The 20,253-nt window shown below is 65.7% G+C and carries 21 protein-coding genes and 1 tRNA gene; 13 read left to right on the forward strand and 9 right to left on the reverse strand.

Annotated elements, in window-relative coordinates; all coding sequences use genetic code 11:
* Positions 1-15 precede the first annotated feature (15 nt).
* Both ACWPM1_RS07020 and secA read left to right on the forward strand, forming a co-directional pair.
* Positions 16-324: a hypothetical protein gene (locus ACWPM1_RS07020; protein WP_455694124.1), complete on the forward strand. Its 309-nt coding sequence runs from the start codon at positions 16-18 to the stop codon at positions 322-324.
* A gap of 107 nt (positions 325-431) precedes the next feature.
* A complete protein-coding gene (gene secA, locus ACWPM1_RS07025) occupies positions 432-3,194 on the forward strand; it encodes a preprotein translocase subunit SecA (protein ID WP_455694125.1) in 2,763 nt (920 codons plus the stop codon).
* A 4-nt stretch (positions 3,195-3,198) separates the two neighbouring features.
* Here secA and ACWPM1_RS07030 read toward each other — a convergent pair whose 3' ends face one another.
* Complete coding sequence (locus tag ACWPM1_RS07030; RefSeq protein WP_455694126.1) at positions 3,199-3,810, reverse strand: GNAT family N-acetyltransferase; 612 nt, start codon at positions 3,808-3,810, stop codon at positions 3,199-3,201.
* Positions 3,811-3,867: 57 nt separating this feature from the next.
* Between ACWPM1_RS07030 and ACWPM1_RS07035 the strand changes: the two genes are divergently transcribed.
* From ACWPM1_RS07035 to ACWPM1_RS07055, 5 genes are read left to right on the forward strand one after another with little or no spacing between them, the layout of a single operon-like run.
* On the forward strand, positions 3,868-4,608 hold the full coding sequence (locus ACWPM1_RS07035; RefSeq protein ID WP_455694127.1) for a sulfite exporter TauE/SafE family protein: 741 nt from the start codon (positions 3,868-3,870) through the stop codon (positions 4,606-4,608).
* 23 nt (positions 4,609-4,631) lie between these two features.
* Positions 4,632-4,970, forward strand: a complete 339-nt coding sequence (locus tag ACWPM1_RS07040; protein ID WP_455694128.1) for a hypothetical protein — start codon at positions 4,632-4,634, stop codon at positions 4,968-4,970.
* A 38-nt stretch (positions 4,971-5,008) separates the two neighbouring features.
* Entirely contained in the window at positions 5,009-5,977 is a 969-nt protein-coding gene (gene trhO, locus ACWPM1_RS07045) for an oxygen-dependent tRNA uridine(34) hydroxylase TrhO (protein WP_455694129.1), read from the forward strand.
* Positions 5,967-6,602 (forward strand): glutathione S-transferase, encoded by a 636-nt coding sequence (locus tag ACWPM1_RS07050; protein ID WP_455694130.1) that lies wholly within the window; start codon positions 5,967-5,969, stop codon positions 6,600-6,602. The genes trhO and ACWPM1_RS07050 overlap by 11 nt, the downstream gene beginning before the upstream one ends.
* Positions 6,590-7,138 carry a pseudouridine synthase gene (locus ACWPM1_RS07055; RefSeq protein ID WP_455694131.1) on the forward strand — a complete coding sequence of 183 codons (549 nt, stop codon included), beginning with the start codon at positions 6,590-6,592 and terminating at the stop codon, positions 7,136-7,138. Before ACWPM1_RS07050 ends, ACWPM1_RS07055 begins: the two co-directional genes overlap by 13 nt.
* A gap of 25 nt (positions 7,139-7,163) precedes the next feature.
* On the opposite strand, the gene ACWPM1_RS07060 is transcribed toward ACWPM1_RS07055, so the two are convergent.
* The 4 genes from ACWPM1_RS07060 to ACWPM1_RS07075 all read right to left on the reverse strand — a co-directional run bounded on the left by ACWPM1_RS07060 (position 7,164) and on the right by ACWPM1_RS07075 (position 9,743).
* A complete protein-coding gene (locus tag ACWPM1_RS07060; RefSeq protein ID WP_455694132.1) occupies positions 7,164-8,315 on the reverse strand; it encodes a cupin domain-containing protein in 1,152 nt (383 codons plus the stop codon).
* Positions 8,316-8,320: 5 nt separating this feature from the next.
* On the reverse strand, positions 8,321-8,650 hold the full coding sequence (locus ACWPM1_RS07065; protein WP_455694133.1) for a DUF6481 family protein: 330 nt from the start codon (positions 8,648-8,650) through the stop codon (positions 8,321-8,323).
* Between the two features lie 163 nt (positions 8,651-8,813).
* Positions 8,814-8,888, reverse strand: a tRNA-Asn gene (locus tag ACWPM1_RS07070).
* 66 nt (positions 8,889-8,954) lie between these two features.
* Positions 8,955-9,743 carry an NAD kinase gene (locus ACWPM1_RS07075; RefSeq protein ID WP_455694134.1) on the reverse strand — a complete coding sequence of 263 codons (789 nt, stop codon included), beginning with the start codon at positions 9,741-9,743 and terminating at the stop codon, positions 8,955-8,957.
* 135 nt (positions 9,744-9,878) lie between these two features.
* On the opposite strand from ACWPM1_RS07075, the gene ACWPM1_RS07080 reads away from it, so the two are divergent.
* The 6 genes from ACWPM1_RS07080 to ACWPM1_RS07105 all read left to right on the forward strand — a co-directional run bounded on the left by ACWPM1_RS07080 (position 9,879) and on the right by ACWPM1_RS07105 (position 17,067).
* Positions 9,879-11,174, forward strand: a complete 1,296-nt coding sequence (locus ACWPM1_RS07080; RefSeq protein ID WP_455694135.1) for an EAL domain-containing protein — start codon at positions 9,879-9,881, stop codon at positions 11,172-11,174.
* A 21-nt stretch (positions 11,175-11,195) separates the two neighbouring features.
* Positions 11,196-12,860: a DNA repair protein RecN gene (recN, locus tag ACWPM1_RS07085; protein WP_455694137.1), complete on the forward strand. Its 1,665-nt coding sequence runs from the start codon at positions 11,196-11,198 to the stop codon at positions 12,858-12,860.
* A complete protein-coding gene (locus ACWPM1_RS07090; protein ID WP_455694138.1) occupies positions 12,857-13,540 on the forward strand; it encodes a GNAT family N-acetyltransferase in 684 nt (227 codons plus the stop codon). The genes recN and ACWPM1_RS07090 overlap by 4 nt, the downstream gene beginning before the upstream one ends.
* A gap of 113 nt (positions 13,541-13,653) precedes the next feature.
* Complete coding sequence (locus tag ACWPM1_RS07095; RefSeq protein WP_455694139.1) at positions 13,654-14,451, forward strand: alpha/beta hydrolase family protein; 798 nt, start codon at positions 13,654-13,656, stop codon at positions 14,449-14,451.
* Positions 14,448-16,511 carry an NAD-dependent DNA ligase LigA gene (ligA, locus tag ACWPM1_RS07100; protein ID WP_455694140.1) on the forward strand — a complete coding sequence of 688 codons (2,064 nt, stop codon included), beginning with the start codon at positions 14,448-14,450 and terminating at the stop codon, positions 16,509-16,511. Before ACWPM1_RS07095 ends, ligA begins: the two co-directional genes overlap by 4 nt.
* A 34-nt stretch (positions 16,512-16,545) precedes the next feature.
* Complete coding sequence (locus tag ACWPM1_RS07105; RefSeq protein ID WP_455694141.1) at positions 16,546-17,067, forward strand: hypothetical protein; 522 nt, start codon at positions 16,546-16,548, stop codon at positions 17,065-17,067.
* A 4-nt stretch (positions 17,068-17,071) separates the two neighbouring features.
* Here the strand turns inward: ACWPM1_RS07105 and ACWPM1_RS07110 are convergent, their stop codons facing one another.
* Genes ACWPM1_RS07110 through ACWPM1_RS07125 form a run of 4 tightly spaced genes read right to left on the reverse strand, consistent with a single transcriptional unit; the run spans position 17,072 to position 20,228 of the window.
* On the reverse strand, positions 17,072-17,746 hold the full coding sequence (locus ACWPM1_RS07110; protein ID WP_455694142.1) for a DUF2459 domain-containing protein: 675 nt from the start codon (positions 17,744-17,746) through the stop codon (positions 17,072-17,074).
* Positions 17,719-18,624, reverse strand: coding sequence for a 50S ribosomal protein L11 methyltransferase (locus ACWPM1_RS07115; protein WP_455694143.1), 906 nt, complete (start codon positions 18,622-18,624; stop codon positions 17,719-17,721). The genes ACWPM1_RS07110 and ACWPM1_RS07115 overlap by 28 nt, the downstream gene beginning before the upstream one ends.
* Positions 18,617-19,531: a subclass B3 metallo-beta-lactamase gene (bla, locus tag ACWPM1_RS07120; protein ID WP_455694144.1), complete on the reverse strand. Its 915-nt coding sequence runs from the start codon at positions 19,529-19,531 to the stop codon at positions 18,617-18,619. Before bla ends, ACWPM1_RS07115 begins: the two co-directional genes overlap by 8 nt.
* The gene (locus ACWPM1_RS07125; RefSeq protein ID WP_455694145.1) at positions 19,521-20,228 is read right to left on the reverse strand and encodes an SDR family NAD(P)-dependent oxidoreductase; all 708 of its coding nucleotides are present in this window, start codon (positions 20,226-20,228) and stop codon (positions 19,521-19,523) included. Before ACWPM1_RS07125 ends, bla begins: the two co-directional genes overlap by 11 nt.
* Positions 20,229-20,253: the final 25 nt, after the last annotated feature.

The following is a 20,253-nucleotide window of genomic DNA, read 5'->3' on the forward strand; positions in this document are numbered from 1 at the left end:
AATTTCGCCAAGGGGATGGACGGAATGCTGGGCAAGGTCTATCTGAGCCGCACCATGTTGCGTCGCATTCTCGCTTGTTTCGCGCTTATCACCGGGCTGGCCACCGTGGGCTCGCCCGCGCAGGCGCGGATGATGGCGGTGATGAGCCAGTCGGTCGTAGAAGGCTCGCAGACGCAGGCTCAGTCCACTTCGACGGCTTGTGAGATAGTTCCTCCGCGCGCCGAGTTGCGCAACAGGGCGACGAAGGAACCTTGCCGGCCGCGTAAGCCGGTCGTGATCGTAATTCCGACTATCCAACTCGGGCCCGATCGCGCGCGCGAATAGCCGCGCTTTTCCAATACCGACGCGCTGCCGCCGCCCGGGCCTGATGCTCCGGCGGCGCGGCCCAATTATCCTCCAGCCGCATTCTGATGCGGATAGGGCCACTCTCCATGATTAAATCCATCGCCAAGGCTATGTTCGGGTCTTCCAACGACCGATACGTCAAGTCACTCGACAAGATCGTCCGCCAGATCGAGGCGCTCGAGCCCCAGATAAAGGCGCTGACCGACGAGGAACTGGCAGCGCAGACCGCCAAGTTCCGCTCGCAGCTGGAAAGCGGCAAGACGCTCGACGATATCCTGCCCGAAGCCTTCGCCACCGTGCGCGAGACCTCGGTCCGTGTGCTCGGCATGCGGCACTTCGACGTGCAGATGGTCGGCGGCATCGTGCTTCACCGTGGCGAGATCGCGGAAATGCGTACGGGCGAGGGCAAGACGCTCGTGGCGACGCTCGCGACCTACCTAAATGCGATCGAGGGCAAGGGCGTCCACGTTGTCACCGTAAACGACTACCTTGCCCGCCGCGACGCCGATTGGATGGGCCGCATCCACAAGTTCCTCGGTCTTACGGTCGGGGTGATCGTCCCCAACCTGAACGAGTTCGAGCGCCGCGAAGCCTATTTCAGCGACGTGATCTACGGCACGAACAACGAGTTCGGCTTCGACTATCTTCGCGACAACATGAAACATGAGCGCGGTCAGATGGTGCAGCGCCCCTTCAACTTCGCAATCGTCGACGAGGTGGACTCGATTCTGATCGACGAGGCGCGCACGCCGCTGATCATCTCCGGCCCCACCGACGACAAGAGCGAGCTCTACGTCCAGATCGACGCGATCGTGAAGGGCATCGACGAGAGCTTCTACGAAGCGGACGAGAAATCGAAGAACATCACGTGGACCGAAGAGGGCGCCGAGAAGATCGAGGCGCTGCTGGCGGAGACGGGGTTGCTGGTCGGACCAAATCTCTACGACGTCGAGAACACCCAGGTCGTCCACCATCTCGACCAGGCGCTGCGCGCGAACAGGATGTTCAAGCGCGATACCGATTACATCGTCAAGGACGGCAAGATCGTCATCATCGACGAGTTCACCGGTCGCATGATGGACGGGCGCCGCTGGTCGAATGGCCTGCACCAGGCCGTCGAGGCCAAGGAGGGTGTCAAAATCGAGCCCGAGAACCAGACGATGGCCTCGATCACGTTCCAGAACTACTTCCGCATGTATCCCAAGCTTTCAGGCATGACCGGCACCGCCGCTACCGAAGCGGCCGAGTTCTGGGACATCTACAAGATGAACGTCGTCGAGATCCCGACAAACGTGCCGGTCCAGCGGATCGATGAGGAAGACGAGTTCTACAAGAACACCACCGACAAGTTTCAGGCGATCGCCAAGGCGATCGCCGAGAAGAGCGCCATCGGCCAGCCGGTGCTGGTCGGCACCGTCTCGATCGAGAAGTCCGAACTGCTGAGCGAGTATCTCGACAAGGAGGGCGTCAAGCACTCGGTGCTCAACGCGCGCTTCCACGAAATGGAAGCCCATATCGTCGCCCAGGCCGGCCGGCTGGGTGCGGTCACCATCGCCACCAACATGGCGGGCCGCGGGACCGACATCCAGCTCGGCGGTAACGTCGACTTCCGCATCGAGGACGAGCTCAAGGGCATGCCCGAGGGGCCCGAGCGCGATGCCGCGGTGCAGGCGATCGGCGACGAGGTGGCCGCCGAACGGGCGAAGGTGATCGAAGCGGGCGGATTGTTCGTGCTCGCCACCGAGCGCCACGAGAGCCGGCGCATCGACAACCAGCTACGCGGCCGCGCCGGCCGCCAGGGCGACCCGGGGCTCAGCCGCTTCTACCTCTGCCTCGAGGACGACCTCTTGCGCATCTTCGGGCCCGACACGCTGTTCAGCCGGATGATGAATTCGAACCTCGCCGACGGTGAGGCGATCGGCAGCAAGTGGCTGTCGAAGGCCATTGAGACCGCGCAGAAGAAAGTCGAGGCGCGCAACTACGATATCCGCAAGCAGGTCGTCGAATACGACGACGTGATGAATGACCAGCGCAAGGTGATCTACGAGCAGCGCGCGGAGATCATGGACAGCGAGGCGGTCGACGACGTCGTTATCGACATGCGCCGCGACACCGTGAACACGCTGGTCGGCGAAGCCTGCCCGCCGGGATCCTATCCCGAGCAATGGGACGTCGAGGGCCTGAAAGAGCGCGTGCGCGACATCCTCGGGCTCGAGCCGCCGCTCGACGAGTGGATGAGCGAAGAGGCGGTCGAGCCGGAAATGCTCGAGGAACGTCTCTCGGCGATGACCGACGAGGTCATGGAGCGCAAGATTGCCGAGACCGAGCCTGAGATGTGGAAGCGGCTCGAGAAGCAAATCCTGCTCGAGCGGCTGGATAACCACTGGAAGGAGCACCTCGCCACGCTCGACGCGCTGCGCCAGGTGATCTTCCTGCGCGCCTACGCGCAGAAGCAGCCGATCAACGAGTACAAGCGCGAGGCGTTCGTGCTGTTCGAGCGCATGCTCGACACGCTCCGCGAGGACGTGACGAGCATCCTCATGAAGGCGCAGTTCCAGTTCAATCTGTCGCAGGCCCCGCTGTCGCTCCCGGACCTGCCCGACTTCCTTACCGGACACATCGATCCGCTCAGCGGCTTCGAGGATTCTAACGACGGCGACGGTTCGCGGGTGCGCGAGGCACTGTTCGGCTCGCTCGCGGCCTCGCCGATGGCGGCAGCCGGGCCGGGCGGCGTGGCCGATAATCCCTGGGCGGACGAGGAGATCAGCCGGAACGCGCCTTGCCCTTGCGGCTCGGGCAACAAGTACAAGCACTGCCACGGCGCGGTCGGCGCCCGGGTGCCCGGCTGAACGATCAGACCCGCGGCTGCCGGAGCATCGCTTCGAGCGGCGGCGCGCCGGGCTCGGCTTCGATCATCCCCACGCGCTCAAAGCCATTCGCGCCATAGAAGCCGCGGTTGGCCGGGTTAGAATTTTCGAGGTAGGCTGGCAGACCCAAACGGTCGCAGGCTGCGAGCACCGGCGCGATCAGCTTGCGGCCGAGACCCTTGCCCTGAGCCCGGCGGCGGACGCCGATCGTGAAGAGATAGGCATGCTCGAACGTGGGGTGGGCCGCCTGCATCGCGGCGACCGCGTGGTCCACCCGCTTGCCCGCGCCGCGGCTCGAGCGACCGTAGATCGCCCACAGGAAGGCGGGGGTCGCCTGCCACGGCGGCGTTCCGTCGCCGCCCGGGAGCATCCACATCGCTGCCCCCTCCTCGCCGAGGCGGTAGCTGTATCCGCGCGGGACGTAGACATACCGCGCCATCGCCCGAAAGACCCCGGTTATGCCGGCAGGCGTGCCGAGCATCCAGCGGTTGAAGGGATCGTCGTGAAATGCGTCTCCGGTGATCTCGCCGACCTGGCGCGCATCGCGGCGGTTTGCGCGCACAAGTTCCGGACCCAGTTCGATGTCGCTGATCAGCATAGGCCCTCTCCCGAGCCCGCGGTAGCATAACGCGCCGGTTGCCGGTAGGCGGGGGCGATGTTCTGGCTCGCCGCCGCCTTCGCGCTGACCGCGCTGCTCTATGCATCAGTCGGCTTCGGTGGCGGATCGACATACAGCGCGCTGCTGGCGCTCGCCGGAGTCGACTTCCGCCTGCTGCCAGTGATGTCGTTGGCCTGCAACATCGTCGTCGTGAGTGGCAGCACCATCCGTTTTGCCCGCGCCGAGCTGATTCCGTGGCGCGGCGCGCTGATGCTGACCGGGATTGCAGCGCCCGCGGCCTTTCTGGGTGGCCTCACGCCCATTCGCGAAGCGACGTTTCTCGCTATTCTCGGTGCGAGCCTTGTCCTGACCGGGCTCACGTTGCTGATACCGGCCCCTGCTACCTCGACCGGCCCGCCGACTCGGGCCTCGCGGTGGATGCCGCTTCTTGCCGCTCCGATCGGCTATCTCGCCGGACTCGTGGGCATCGGCGGCGGGATTTTCCTCGCACCGTTCCTGCACCTGGCCCGCTGGAACGGCGCACGCGAGATCGCCGCCACTGCCGCGCTGTTCATCCTCGTGAATTCGGCGTTCGGCATGGCCGGGCAGTTGCTCAAGAACGGGCCCGATCTGCTCGGCGCGGCCGTCGCTTTTGGATTGCCGCTGCTCATTGCTGTCGTGATCGGCGGGCAGATCGGCAGCTTGCTTGCGGTGAAATTCTTGCCGCAGCGCGCAATTCGATGGCTCACGGCCGCGTTGACTATCTATGTCGGCGCGCGCTTGCTTCTGGGCGCTTAGCGAAAAGGATTGAGGCCTCTTTTATGGCTCGTAAGTACTCACGGCACGGTTTCCGGGACGACGAGCCCGATGGGGGCGTGCCGCCTGAGGTGGCTCCCGTTTGCTGGCTGTGCGGCCGCACGACCGCGAAGTCGATCGTCTGGCATCACCCTGTGCCGAAGAGCAGAGGAGGCCGCGATGTCGTGCCGATGCATCCCATTTGCCAGCAGACCTTGATAGCCAATTTCACCAATTCCGAGTTGCAGCGCCATGGCGACGATGTCGAGGCGCTGCTGGCAAACCCACACGTCCGCAAGTTCGTCGACTGGATCGCCAATAAGGACCCCGATTTTACGGCGAGCACCGCGAAGAAGCAGCGCTGAATGCCTAACTCCGCAGCTCTTCTCAAACCTGGACGACGATGACGAACGCCGAACCCACAAAATCGATACAGGTGGCTGCGCTGTACCGCTTCGTGCGCCTGACGGATTGCGAGCAACTGCGGCGGTCGCTTCAGGAGGCCTGCCGGCGTCATGGGATCAAGGGGACATTGCTGCTCGCGTCGGAGGGCATCAACGGCACGATAGCGGGCTCTGAAGAGGGCATCTCCAACGTCCTTGCGCATATCCGGTCGCTGCCGGACTGTTCGAACCTCGAGGTCAAATACTCGGTCGCTGCCACCATGCCGTTCCACCGCATGAAGGTCCGCATAAAGCGCGAGATCGTCACACTGGGGCAGCCGGGCATTGATCCGGTGGAGGGGGCCGGCACGTATGTCGAACCAGCCGACTGGAACGCGCTGATCGAAGAACCCGGCACGGTCGTTATCGACACCCGCAACGATTACGAAGTGGTCATCGGTTCGTTTGCAGGCGCGGTCGATCCGCAGACAGCGACATTTCGCGATTTCCCCGCATGGTTCGAGCGGGAGCGCGACAGGCTGCTCGGCTCCGGGAAGCAGCCGAAAATCGCGATGTACTGCACCGGTGGAATTCGCTGCGAGAAGGCAACCGCCTATCTCAAGCGCGAAGGGGTCGAGAACGTCTATCACCTGAAAGGCGGCATCCTCGCCTATCTGGAAACGATCCCCGCACCGCTGAGCCGCTGGCAAGGCGAGTGCTTCGTTTTCGATCAGCGTGTGTCCGTGGGTCAAGGCTTGGCTGACGGCACGTACGGCCTCTGCTTTGCGTGTCGCCAACCGATCTCCGCCGCCGACCGGCAGTCGCCTCTGTACGAGCCGGGAGCCAGTTGCCCGCGCTGCTATCACCAACGCGACGAGGCGCAACGCGCGTCGTACCGCGAGAGGCACCGACAGGAAGAGCGTGCGAAGGAGCAGGGCCGCGCGCACGTGGGTGCCGTGTTTGAAGATGCGGTTCCGGATGGAGACTGAATCGGTCCTCTATAGCTTTCGCCGTTGCCCTTTCGCCATGCGGGCGCGGCTGGCTCTCGCGATAAGCGAGACCACTTACGAATTGCGCGAGGTCCATCTCGCACGGAAGCCGGCCGCGATGCTGGCCGCGTCTCCCAAGGGCACGGTCCCTGTGCTTGTTTCGGCGAATGGGACGGTGATCGACGAGAGCCTCGACATCATGCGCTGGGCGCTGTCCCGCAATGACCCCGAGGGGTGGCTGGATCGCGAGGGGGCGGAACTGATTGCGTTGAACGACGGAGAGTTCAAGTACGCCCTCGATCGCTACAAGTATCCCGAGCGGTACGGGTCGAGCCCCGAGAAACATCGCGCGCTGGGGCTGGCCTTCGTGGTTATGCTCGACGGGCGGCTCGCTGCGTCGAAACATCTCTGCGGGCCGCAGCGCGGCTTGGCCGACGCGGCCATCGCGCCGTTCGTGCGCCAATTCGCGGCGGTCGATCCCCAGTGGTTCGCGGAGCAGACAGCACCGCATCTGCAGGCTTGGCTCGCGGCATATGTCGGCTCGCCGCTGTTCGAGGCGATCATGATGCGCGCAGCGCCCTGGTCGCCGCCCGAGGCGAAAGAGATCGCGGCATGGCGCGCCTGATCCTGTTCAACAAGCCGTTCGACGTCTTGTCCCAGTTCACCGACCGGGGCTCTCCGACCGAGCGCGCCACGCTGTCCGATTTCATCGACGTGAAGGGCGTCTACCCGGCAGGCCGATTGGATCGTGATAGTGAAGGGCTGCTCCTGCTGTGCGATGACGGGCGCCTGCAGGCCCGCATCGCCGACCCGCGCTTCAAGATGGCCAAGACCTATCTGGTGCAGGTGGAGGGCGTGCCCGAAGAGCCGGCGCTGAAAGGCCTCAGGGAAGGTGTGCTGCTCAAGGATGGCGTGACGGCACCGGCAATTGTCGAGCGCATCGAGGAACCCGATCTCTGGCCACGCAATCCCCCCATACGGACCCGCAAGTCGATACCGGACAGCTGGCTCAGGATGACCATCCGCCAGGGCCGCAACCGACAAGTGCGCCGGATGACAGCCGCAGTCGGTCACCCGACGTTGCGGTTGGTGCGATGGGCTGTCGGAGAGTGGAGCTTGGCAGGGATTGCGCCGGGACAATGGGTCGAAGTCGCCTACTGATGGGAAATCCGGGGGGAGTTGGCCCTTAGTCTTCGCGTTCGAAAGCAAGACTTCCGTGGTTCACCAGTTCGATAACCAGTGCCAAGGCGCTTGCGGGAAGATCACCGTAGCTGGCCAGGCGGGCATTGGCGCAGACCTTCTCGGCGAACTCCGCGGCACTTCCGCTACATGGGAAGCGCCGCCCGTCGACGAATAGCGACACGGACGCCGAACCTTCGCGGATAAAGGAATAACGGCAGGCCGGGTTGCGGATCATCGCATCCCCCGCCTCGATCCGAGCGCGGGCATCGCTTGCCGACAGTTGTTCCTCGGGCTCCCATTCGACGTCACTGCCTTTGGGCCGCGTACTGTACGTGCCGAACCAGCGCGCGAATGATTGCCTGTCCAGCAGCCGATCGGTGACCATTGCGTGCAGGCGAGCGATGGCGGAAGCCGAGATTTCCCCGGGATTGCCCTGCTGTTCCAGATCAGGGTCGGTGTAGCGGTCGTCGTCGTCCAATTCGTCGAGCAGGTTCTCCGTCCAACAGCTGATCAGCTCTTCCCGTGACGGCGCGCGAAACCCGATCGAGTAGGTCATGCAATCGTCGCCGACCGCGACACCGCGGTGAGCGAAACCGGGCGGGACGTACAAGATATCGCCGGGGTCGAGGATCCAGTCCTCCGCGGCCTGGAAATTCGCGAGCAGCCGCAAGTCGTCGTGCGGCAGCAATTCGGTGCTGTCGTCGCACAAGCCGCCAAGCTGCCATTGCCGGCGCCCCAGGCCCTGGACCAGGAACACGTCGTAGTGGTCGAAATGCGGGCCCACTCCGCCTCCATCGACGGCGTAGCTGACCATCACGTCGTCCACCCGCCAGTTCGGGACGAAGCGGAACTGGTCGAGCAAGGCCGCGACCGACGGAACATGATGGTCTACCGATTGAACGAGCAGGGTCCACGGGTCGCGGGGCGCCTGCCTGAAGCGCTCTTCCGAGAACGGACCCGGATCAAGTTTCCACTTGCGCCTCTGTTGACTGACCAGGCGGGATTCGACGTATTCCTCGCAAGCGAGACCTGCGAGTTCGTCAGGACCCAGCGGATTGCTCCAACGGGTCCACGGATTCCTGATCAGCAGCGGTTTCTTTTGCCAATGCTCGCACAGGAACTTCGCAACGTCGAAGTCTGCCAAGCGGTTCGGCATGGAGCTCACTTGCGATTTTTGCGCGCCGCATAGCGAGCGTCGCGGGCGGCCTTCATTTCCGCCTCCGAGCGCGCCGGAGCTGCTGACTTCGCCTTCTCCGCCTGCGCTTCGGCACGTCTCTCGGCCTGGAGGCGGTCGGCCTCTTCTCGCGCCGCGCGTGCCGCTGCGCGTTTAGCCTCCGCCTTCGCCTCTCGCTCGGCGCTGCGAGCCGCGCGCTCGGCGAGTTCCTCCTCGCTCAGCTTCGGTGCGGCCTTCAACTTCTCGAGCGCGCTCGCTCGCGATCGCGCAGACGCTGCCGCACGGTCCTGGAAACTAGGTTCATTATAGCCCTTCATGTCTTCCTCGCTTCAGTCGCATCATCGCGTCACCAACACGATGGAAGATCGCCCTGCGAGCGACCCTTTTCGTTATTCTCGGATGCAAGCACAAGGCGCTTGAACGTCGCCAGCAGGCGCTGAAACCAACGCAATCTTCAGCGAATGTTTCAAGAGACTGCCGTGGCTCCCCGAGTTGGATTCGAACCAACGACCAAGTGATTAACAGTCACCTACTCTACCGCTGAGCTATCGGGGAGCAGCCGGATCGGCAGGAGCGCGCCTATATGGGTGGCCCCGGTGATTGGCAACCCCCCGCTTGGGGTCAAACGGCGAACTGTTCCGCGACGATCCGTTCGTCGAGCGCGTGGCCGGGATCGAACAGCAAGGTAAGCTGGTTTTCGCGCGCGATCTCGAGGTGGACCTCGGCGACGTCGCGGAATTCCTTCTGGTCGGCGACAACCGAGACGGGTCGTTTGTCGGGCTCGTTGACCCGAAAGCTGATGCGGCTTCGCTCGGGCAGGACCGCGCCCGACCAGCGGCGCGGCCGAAATGGGCTGATCGGGGTCAGCGCGAGAAGTTGCGAATCAAGCGGCAGGATGGGCCCATTGGCGGACAGATTGTACGCGGTCGAACCCGCAGGCGTTGCCACCAATACCCCGTCGCAAACCAGTTCCTTGAGGCGGGTCTTGTTGTTGAGGATCACCTCGATCTTGGCGGTCTGGCGGGTCTCGCGCAGCAAGGAGACCTCGTTGATCGCGCAAGCGACGTTGCGTTCGCCCTTCTGGCCGATGGCCTCCATGCGCAAGGGTGCGATATCGAATCGCCGTGCCTTGTTCAGGCGGTCTCCGAGCTTCGCCGGGCTGCGATAGCGGTTCATCAGGAAGCCCACCGTGCCGCAATTCATTCCGTAAGCGGGTATCACGCGTTTCTTGTCGAGCATCCGATGAAGCGTGTGGAGCATGAAGCCGTCGCCGCCCAGCACGATTGCGGCCTGGGCCCGGTCGAGCGACACGAAGTCGAAATGCTCACGGAGCTCGGCGGCGGCTTCCTGAGCGCGCTCGGTGCGCGAGGCGAGCAAGGCAAGGCGCTTGATGTCGATCTGCTCGCCCACCTGCGACCTCTCCCGAATTCACCTGGTCATGACGCTAGTTGCCACCGTCCCATTTGGCAACGCGATGAACGACGATAGGACCGCGTTGACGAATTCCCGCTAGACCCCAGCAAGATGGCAAGTAGCCCGCAATCAATGACGCATCGGCGCGACGTGCTCACCGGACTAGCCGATGCCGCGGCCTTCCACGACGTGCTCGGCATTTGGCGTGAGCGCGGCCTTAGCTCCGGCGAGGCTGCGCCGGTGCACGCCCTGCTAGTCGGTCTCGGACGGTTCGACGCCGTCAACTTAGCTTACGGGGAGGTCGCGGGAGATGGCGCGCTCGTCGAGGTCGCCCGCCGGCTGCTGCACTTCGCGGCGGACGAGCTGGGCGAAGGCGAATGGCTGGCGACCCGGCTTGGCGGCGGCAAGTTCGCCTTGCTGGCACGCCAGCCGGTGAGCCGCGAACGCTGGCAGTGGCTGGGTGAGGCCGTCGCTGACGCGCTAGCCTCACCGATCGCGGCGCTGGACGGATCGGGGACCGTGCGGCTCTGGCCGCGCGTTGCGTTGCTTCGCGTCCTCCCCGGCGAATCCGCTCCGCACGTGCTCGATCGGCTGGCTACCACGCTAGGCCAGGCGCACGACAAGCCGGGCTCGCGTGTTCTGTGGGCCGATCGCCTGCAGGCGCCAGCGGGCATTCGCGCCGCCGAACTAGAGGCGGACCTGCTGGCGGCTCTCGATCGGCGCGAGATTGAGGTCGCGTTCCAGCCGCAGTTCGACCTGGCAAGCGGGCGCATCGTCGGCGCGGAAGCGCTTGCCCGCTGGCGCCATCCGCGGATTGGGCTGATAGGTGCCGGCGCGCTCTTTGCCATTGCTCAGCGGGCCGACCACGTGGCGCACCTTTCGCGCCACATCGCTGAGACGGCACTCGCGGCCGCCTGCGAGTGGCCCGTCGGCACCCGCCTCTCGCTCAACGTCACACCGGCGGATCTTGCCGCGGCCGGATTTGCCGGGGAGTTCGCCGACCTGGTTGAAGCCAGCGGATTCGATCCCGCCAACCTAACACTTGAGATCACCGAGCAGGTCTTGCTTGGCGACCTCGAACAGGCAGGGGCCGCATTGGCGACGCTGAAGGCCCGCGGGATGAGCGTCGCGCTCGACGACTTCGGGGGCGGTTTCTGCAATTTCCGCTACCTCAAGGTGCTCCCGCTGGACATGCTCAAGCTCGACCGGACGATGATCGAAGGGATCGAGAGTGACCCACGCGACCGTGAGGTGCTGCGCGCCATTGTCGCACTGGCACGGGCGCTTCGCCTTTCCGTCGTGGCGGAAGGCATCGAGACCGAGGCGCAGCGCGCGATCGCGGCAGCCGAAGGCTGCTCGCTTTACCAGGGCTTCCTCGGCGCGCCGCCCTTATCCCCACGTGAGTTTCTCGACAGCCTCCGCGCTTGATCCTAGAGACGGGGGCGAGCCATGCTGACGCGCCTCTCCATCCGCAACATCGTGCTGATAGAAGCGCTCGATCTCGATTTTCGGAGCGGATTGGGCGTGCTCACCGGCGAAACGGGCGCGGGCAAATCGATCCTGCTCGATGCGCTGGGGCTTGTACTGGGTAACCGCGCCGAGAGCGGCCTCGTCCGCGCCGGCGAGGAGCGGGCAAGCGTTTCAGCCTCGTTCGAGTTCGCGGCGCTTCCGGCCGCGTTACGAGACGCATTCGCCGACGCCGACATCGACATAGAGCCGGGCGAACCGGTGATCCTCAAGCGAACTCTACGGGCCGATGGGGGCAGCAAGGCGTTCGTCAACGATCAGCCAGTGGGTGTCGCGCTCCTGCGCGAACTTGCGCCGCTGCTGGTCGAATTGCATGGACAGCATGACGACCGAGGGCTCGTGAACGCGCGCGGCCATCGCGCACTTCTGGACCGCTTTGCCGGAGGCGAGGCCGATGGGGTCGCCCGAGCGTGGGCGGAGTGGCGAGCCGCAGAAGCCAGCTTGACCGCCGCGCGCGACAAGGTCGAAACCGCTCAGGCCGATCAGGATTTGCTGCTCGCGCATCTTGCCGAACTGGCCGCGTTAGAACCCCAGGCGGGAGAAGAAGCGCGCCTCGCCGAGACCCGCGCCTCGATGCAGAGAGGCGAACGGCTTTCGGCCGACCTCGAGGAACTGCGCCACCTTTGGGAGGGCTCGGACTCTCCTTTGGCTGCGCTGCGGGTTGCGGCGCGCCGTCTCGATCGTATCGCGGCCGAGCATCCGCTGTTGGTTGAGGCCCTTTCGGCGCTCGACCGAGCGGTAATCGAAGCGGGCGAGGCGGAGGACAAGCTTTCGCAGGCCGCCGAGGCGTTGATCCACGATCCCATGGAACTGGAGCGCGCCGAGACGCGCCTGTTCGATCTCCGCGCGATCGCGCGCAAGCATCGTTGCGAGGTCGATGAACTGCCTGATCGGATGCGCGAGTTTCGCGGCGCGTTGGACGCGATCGAAGGTGGCGAGGCCGAACTCGATGCGTTGGCGCTTGCGGCCAAGGCGGCGGGCGAACGGTACCGCGAATGCGCGCGGACGCTCCATAACTTGCGCACGCAAGCGGCCGCGCGGCTCGACGCGGTGGTCGCTGGCGAGCTTGCGCCGCTCAAGCTCGACGCGGCGCGGTTCCGCACATCGGTAGCCGAGTTGCCCGAAGAGCGTTGGGGCCCGCACGGGATCGACGCGGTCGAGTTCCTCATCGCGACCAATCCCGGGGCCGACTTCGCTCCGCTCAACAAGATCGCCAGCGGCGGCGAACTGTCGCGATTCATCCTTGCCTTGAAGGTCGCCCTGGCGGAGCGCGGCGGGGCGGCGACGATGATCTTCGACGAGATCGATCGCGGCGTCGGGGGCGCGGTGGCGAGCGCCATCGGCGAGCGGCTCGCGCGCCTGGCGGAGGGTGGGCAGGTCCTCGTGGTTACCCATTCGCCGCAGGTCGCCGCGCGTGGGCGCACGCACTACGTGATCCACAAGACGAGCAAGGGCACCGTCACGCGAACCTCGGTAACCCTGCTGGATGCTTCCGCCCGGCAGGAGGAAATTGCCCGGATGCTCTCCGGGGCCGAAGTCACCCCCGAAGCGCGAGCGCAGGCCGACCGCCTGCTGGAACAGGCGTGAGCGACCCGCTCGAACGCCCGGTGTGGAGCGCGCTGACCGGGCCGCAGGCCGCGCTCGCGACGCGGCTGGGAGATGCCCTGCGGATCGATCCCGATATCGGCTACTTCGCAGCGACTGAAATGGGGACTGAGGCAAGCGAGGATTTGGGCAGGCTGACCCGCTCGACCCGCCGGCAAAGCTGGTTGCTCGAACGCGGTGCCGTCGCCGCCCCGCCTGGATTGACGCTGATGCGCACCGCGCCGTTGACCCAGATGATCGCGCTCCAACCGATCCTCGATGCCGACGTCGACGAGGGCATCGTCGCTCTCAGTGACGCTGACGCGGACGAAATGTTCGCGCTGGCGAGGGCGACAGAGCCTGGCCCGTGGGAATCGGGCACTCACCGGTACGGCGGCTACTACGGAGTTCGCAACGGCGGCCGCCTGATCGCGATGGCCGGCACGCGGCTGCGGTGCGAGGGAGGGCTGGCCGAGGTAAGCGGCGTCTGCACAGACCCTTCCGTTCGAGGGCAGGGACTCGCTCGCCGCCTGACGGTGCGAGTGTTGCGCGACATGGTGGAGCGCGGGGAGACGCCCTTCCTCCACTGCTGGAGCAGCAATCACGCCGCGATCGCGCTCTATCGCACGCTGGGGTTCGAGTTCAGCCGCGAGCTCGTCGTTTCGGTGCTGGACGTGGCATGAGGAGATGGATTCGTGAGCGCGTGTTCATCGGGGCTGCGGCGATGGCTGTGCTGGGGGGGTGCGCGGTGAGCGATACGCCCGACCCCGAACCGAGCGGATCGACGGCCGGCGCCATGTACGGCACCGACAGGTTCCTCGCGCCGTCGGTGCCCGCTAGCATCGTGCGCTACGCCAAGCATCCCCGGGGATTTGCCGAACTGCGTTTGCCGCAAGGCGCAGGTCCGTTTCCGCTGGCGGTGATCTTTCACGGCGGATGCTGGAAGACCGGGATCGCCACCCAGACCTACATGGCGCCGCTCGCCACGCGCTGGCAACAGCTCGGTATCGCTACCCTCAACGTGGATTATCGCGAGGTCGGGGACGGTGGCGGCTGGCCCGGCTCGTTCGAAGACTGGGCGGGTGTCGAGAAGGCGATCGACGACGTCAAGGACGATCCGCGGCTGGACCTTTCGCGGCTGACCCTGGTGGGACATTCGGCGGGCGCTCTGCCCGCGCAATGGCTGGCAACCAACCAGAACCGCGACGGGCCGCTCGGAAGGCGCTGGAGAACGCTTGAGGCCGACGCGATCGTCTTCGATGGTCCGGCCGACCTGTCTCGGGACCAGGCACCGTTCGATGCTCTGTGCCAGTTTTCTGCCGTGGCGCCATTCATGGGCGGCTCGGCGGCGGATGTTCCGAAGCGGTACGCAGCCGTTTCTCCTATCGGGCACCCCGCGCAACTCAGGCGCTTGCACTTCGTGCAAGCCAAGCTGCCCGCGCCGGACGCGGCCGCACTCGCGGCTCTGCGTGACGCGGGTGTCGAAGTCGAAGTCACGCTTAAAGCTGATGCCACGCATTTCGACGTGATTACGCCGGGGGCGGCCGCCTACGATAGCATCGAACCAAAGTTGCTGGAGCTGCTGCGCAAATGACCGGTGCGCCCACGGAGGCCGAAGCGGCGAACGAACTGATGCGCCTTGCCAAGGTGATCGCGCGCCATAACCAGCTCTACCACGCGCATGACGCGCCCGAGATCACCGACGCCGAGTATGACGCGCTGGTTCGGCGCAACGCAGAGCTCGAGGCCCAATTTCCTCACTTGATCCGTCCGGACTCCCCGTCGGCAGCGGTAGGTCATGAGATCGCCGCCTCGCCCTTGTCGAAGGTCCGGCATGAGGTTCGCATGATGAGCCTCGACAACGCGTTCTCCGACGAGGACGTGACGGACTTCGTCGCGCGGGTTCGGCGCTTCCTGAGCCTGCCGGCCGATGCGCCGCTTTCATTCACGGCCGAGGACAAGATTGACGGGCTGTCCTGCTCGCTGCTTTACGAGGGCGGTATTCTCGTGCGCGCGGCCACACGGGGCGACGGTGAAGTCGGCGAGGACGTCACGGCGAACGTCGCGCATGTCCCCGACGTGCCCCAAATGCTGCGCGGAAAAGTACCGGCGGTGTTCGAGGTGCGCGGCGAGATTTACATGGCAAAGCACGACTTTGCCGCACTCAACGCAGCGCAGCAAGAGGTCGGTGCCAGGCTGTTCGCCACGCCGCGAAATGCTGCGGCCGGTTCACTGCGGCAGAAGGATCCCGCGGTGACGGCGAAGCGGCCGCTACGGTTCTGGGCTCACGGTTGGGGAGCGGCCAGTGAGGTTCCTCAGACCGGGCAGTTCGCGATGATGCGCCAGATGGCCGAGTGGGGACTGCCCGTGAGTCCCGATCTTGTCTTGTGCGAAAGCCTCGAGGAAATGCTGCGGCACTATCGCGGCATCGGGGAGCGTCGCGCGGGACTTCCTTACGATATCGATGGGGTGGTCTACAAAGTCGACGACCTCGCGCTTCAGGCCCGGCTCGGCTCGGTCGGCAAGGCCCCGCGATGGGGCCTGGCGCATAAGTTTCCCGCCGAGCAGGCTGAGACTACGCTCGAAAAGATCGACATCCAGGTCGGTCGCACCGGCAAGCTCACTCCGGTCGGCCGGCTTTCGGGAGTGTTGGTGGGGGGCGTGACGGTCTACAACGTAACGCTGCACAACCGCGACGAGATCGCCCGGCTCGGCCTGCGGGAGGGGGACCGTATCATCATCCAGCGCGCGGGTGACGTAATCCCGCAGGTGGTCGACAACCTCACCCGCGATGCACCGCGCGAGGCCTACCATTTCCCCGATCACTGCCCGGTCTGCGGGAGCGAGGCGGTGGCGGAAGAGGGCGAAGTCGACGTTCGCTGCACGGGCGGACTCGTCTGCCGCGCGCAGCAATTCGAACGACTGCGCCATTTCACTAGCCGGCCGGCGCTCGATATCGAAGGGCTCGGCGAAAAGACGATCGCTCAGTTCATGGAACTGGGTTGGCTGACCAAGGGGCCGGCCGATATCTTCCGCCTGCATCGCCACCGGGGCGAATTGGTCGGCCGCGAGGGATGGCAGGACAAGTCGGTGGATAATCTGTTGACAGCGATCGATGCCAAGCGGGCCCCGGATGCCGCCAGGCTGCTGTTCGGACTAGGCATCCGGCACGTCGGCGCGGTTACGGCGCGGGACCTGATGAAGCGGTTTCATGAACTGCCGGCGCTTCGTAGCGCGGCAGAGGCGGCCCAAGCGGGCGATCTGGAGGCGCGCGCCGAGCTGACTTCCATCGAGGGCGTCGGACCTGTGGTGGTCGAGGCGCTCAGCGACTTCTTCCACGAAGAACACAACCAAGCGGTGTGGGACGATCTGCTAAGGGAGGTTTCCCCTCCCCGCTTCGAAGTCGAGACGACGGCCAGCGCGGTGAGCGGCAAGACGGTAGTCTTTACCGGCAAACTCGAGACGATGAGCCGCGACGAAGCCAAGGCTCAGGCAGAACGTCTTGGTGCCAAGGCGGCCGGCTCAGTCAGTGCCAAGACCGATCTCATCGTCGCCGGGCCCGGCGCGGGCAGCAAGCTCAAGAAAGCGGCCGAGCTCGGCATCGAGGTGATCGACGAGGCGGCCTGGGCCGAGATTGTACAGGCCGCCGGCTAAGGAAACCGGTCGGCATCGCGACGGTTGATGCAGCATGCCACGCGCACTCAAGGTCTTCCGCACGGCTGCCGGTTTTCACGATGCCTATGTCGCTGCGCCCAGCCGCAAGGCGGCGCTGGAGGCGTGGGGCGCCGACGTCGACCTGTTTGCTCGCGGGATCGCCGAACAGGTGACCGATCCGAAGCTGACGGCGGCGCCCCTCAAGGCTCCGGGCGAGGTCATCATGCTCTCGCGCGGAGGATTGGCGGATCAGCTCAAGGCGCTCGGCCCGAAAACGAAGAAGAAGAGGGCCGCAGAAGAAAAGCCTGAGAAGTCGGCCCCGAAGCAGTCCAAGCCGCCATCCCGTGCACAGCTCGACAAGGCCGAGGTAGCTCTGGAATCCGCCGAGCGGCGACATGCGGCCGAGCTAAAGAAGCTCGAGGCGCAGCAGGCCAAGCTGCAGGCGAAAATCGATGAGCTGGTATCGGAGCATCGAACCGAGACGGTCGCGCTCAAGCGCCGCCGCCGGGACGCCGAGGACGCCTATCGCGACGCGCTCGACGCCTGGAGCGGCTAGTCCTTCAGCCAGGTACCCACTTCATGACTCCGCCCGCAAACGGGGTCCACCATCCGGTCCGCACCCCCGCGCCCGCCAGGGTATCGCTGGTCCACTGGTTGCAGGTATTGCCGGCGTGGTACCGTCCTGGCGCGGCATAGAACACGTCGTAGTCGTCATATCCGGGGTAGGTCCTGCGCCTGTCGGGAGGGAGCACTTGTGTCTCGATGGCGCGCACCAGCCTGTCGTACTCGGCCGGTCTTAGCCGCAGGTATCGCGCGGTCGCGCTGGGCGCGGGACGAACGTAGTGGGCTACGTGCAGCAGCCCGTCGCCGCCGGTGCCCGCTCGAAAGGCCTTGGCGAGCGACAGATCGCTCCAGGCCGGTGTGTCGAGGAACACTTCGCGCTCGCCCCAACTTACTGACACGTGGGTGTACGCGCGGTTTGGCGCGGCCAGATCGGTGGTAGGGAAGTCGGCTCTCCAGTCTTTGCGTACGCTCACCAGCGGCATGACGATCGCGGTATGTATGCCGTTCGTCTCCACCATGATGGCCACCCCTCGGTCAGGCTCGGACCATCCCGCGTTGCGCGGGATCGAGCTACCGACCCACGCGCTGAGCGTGAACAGGCCGACCGCGAGCGCGAGCCCTGCGATGGCCCTCCCGGCAATCCTCAGCGCGCGGCGCGTCTGCGAAGCCACAGGATCGACCAATCCCCGTTGACCACCCGGGCCGCGAGCCGGAAACCCGAACGTCGGCAGGCGCTGCGCACGGCCCGCTCCTGGGTCTCGAGCAGGCCGGCGAGCAACAGGCTCCCTCCCGGCGCCACAGCCCGCCCGAAGTCCGGCGCCAGTTCCACCAGCGGCCCCGCGAGGATGTTCGCAATCAGCAGGTCGAAGAAACCCCGCGCCTCCAGCAGAGGGTCGTTCATTCCGTCGGCTACCACCATCGTCAGCTCTCCCCGGCGTGCTCCCAGGGGCACGCCGTTGGCCCTGGCATTGTCCTCGACCACGCCGGTGCAGACGGGATCGATGTCGCTCGCTGTCGCCAGGGACCGCGGCCACAGTGCCATGGCGGCGAATGCGAGAAGGCCCGTGCCGGTGCCGATATCCGCCAGATTACGCACCTGGACCCCGCGCGCCTTCATTGCTGCGAGCATCGCGAGGCAGCCTTCGGTCGTCGCATGGTGCCCGGTGCCGAAGGCCTGGCTGGCCGGTATAACGAGATCGATCGTGCCGGGCTCGACCGGGAACTCGGCGGTGCGAACGCGGAAGGGCCCCGCCATGATCGGCTCGAGACCCCGCTGGCTCAGCGTAACCCAGTCCTGCTGGGGAACTCGCGCCACCGCCAGCCGCGGCGGTTGGGGCCCGAACAAGGCGCCGACCCGGCGCTTGTCCGCTGCGGTAGGGTTGCGCGGAAGATAGGCCTCGACGAACCATTCTTCCGGCCGGTCGTCGGCGATCTCCATGCCGGTGAGTACCCAGTCCGCTGGCCAATCCTCGGCTTCCTCGTGCGCCAGTAGCGCGGCCCGGGCGATCTCGCGGGGAATGTCGGCGCGGATCGTCCAGCAGTCAGCCACCGGCCGCTTCGCTCGCCAGCCGCTTGTCCATCCGCTCGGTGGCGGTGGCGGCGAAGGCCTTGCAGCCGCCTGGGTCGATCAGCGGTTTGTCGCCGGTCAGCCGAGCGCGCAGCGCCACCGCGCCGGGGTGGGGGGCGATGACGATATCGCACGGCGCGGCCGCCACTTCGGCAACGCCGGCCCGGTAGCCTGCGACTAGCTCCGGGTGGTCGGAGAACCTGTATCCGTCCGAGGAGATGGGGTTGAGGCTGTCGACGTAAACGATGGAGCGGCAAACGGCCGCCTCGCAATCCTGCCACGACCAACTCATGGCCCCCAGCGTGTGGCCGGGGGTGCGGATGGGGCGGAAGGTCCAATCGCCGAGTAGGATCGGGTTCGCGCCGTCGAGCGTGACGATCTTCCCGGAAACCGGAGGAAAGGCCGGATGGCCTGACTTCGCCTGCGGGTCGGCGGGGTCGGGCACACCGGTGCGGAGCACCTTGGCCGCCGCTTCCGCCGTGATGATCGTCGCGCCCGTGGCAACCTGCAGACGAGCCATGCCGCCGACATGATCGTAGTGCTCGTGGCTGAGCAGCAACGTCTTGACGTCCTTGGGGTCGAAACCAAGCTCGCGGATGTTGGCGAGGACGATCTTCGCGCCTTCGTCGGTCCCGCTATCGATCAGCGTGTGGCCGTCCGGTCCGACTACGAGCAAGGAGCTGATCCCGCAGGTTCCGACGTAATAAGTGCGGCCGTAAACGCGGAACGGCGGGCCGGGCTTGTCCCATTCGTCGTTGTCCTCGCACGCGGCTGCCCATGCTTTCTGGCCGGCGCGGGCGTCCGCCAGCGGCGCGGGAGAGGGAGCGACTGCGGTGGTGCACCCAGAGAGCAATACGGACATTACCGAAGCGGCGAACCTAGCGGACATAGCTGGCTCCGTTAGCGTCGAGAGTAGCGCCGGTCATGCTCGGCGGTGCGTCCAGCGCGCAGAATACGATCATCGTGGCGATTTCTTGCGGCGTCGCGACCCGCCCGAGCGGGATGTCGCGCAACAGATCGGGTCCGCCGCGGCTGGCGAGGTAGTCGCCAGCCATGTCGGTATCGGTAAACCCGGGGGCGATCGCGTAGCTCAAGATCCCGTCGGTCGCATATTGCCGGGCGATCGTCTTGTGCAGCGCCAGCATGCCGCCCTTGGCGGCTGCGTAGTGCCAATGCGCGGGCGAATCGCCGCGGTGTCCGGCGCGGCTGGCGACGTGAACCATTCGCCCGCCCCTGCCGCGCACCTGCCAATGCCGCACCGCGAACCTGCTCAGCTGCGCGGCGCTGGTCAGGTTGATGCGTAAGGTGTCTTCCCAGCGGTCGAGCCAGGCGATGTCCGATGCGTCGACGGGGTTGGCCGCGAACAGCCCGGCGTTGTTGACCAGAACATCGATCGCCCCTCCGGCTTCGTTCAAGGCAGCTTCCCACAGCATTTGCGGAGCCAGCGGATCGGAGAAATCGGCCCCCAGGAGGTCCGCGCCGGACTGCGTGGCATGCCCGATCACCCGGCAACCGCGCGCTTCCAATGCCTGCTTGGCGGCCGCGCCGATCCCGCGCGAGGCCCCGGTGAGGAGGATGGTGGTCATGCGTTCCCTTTCCCGCAATGTGCGT

The sequence above is a fragment of the Tsuneonella sp. HG249 genome (assembly GCF_053819205.1).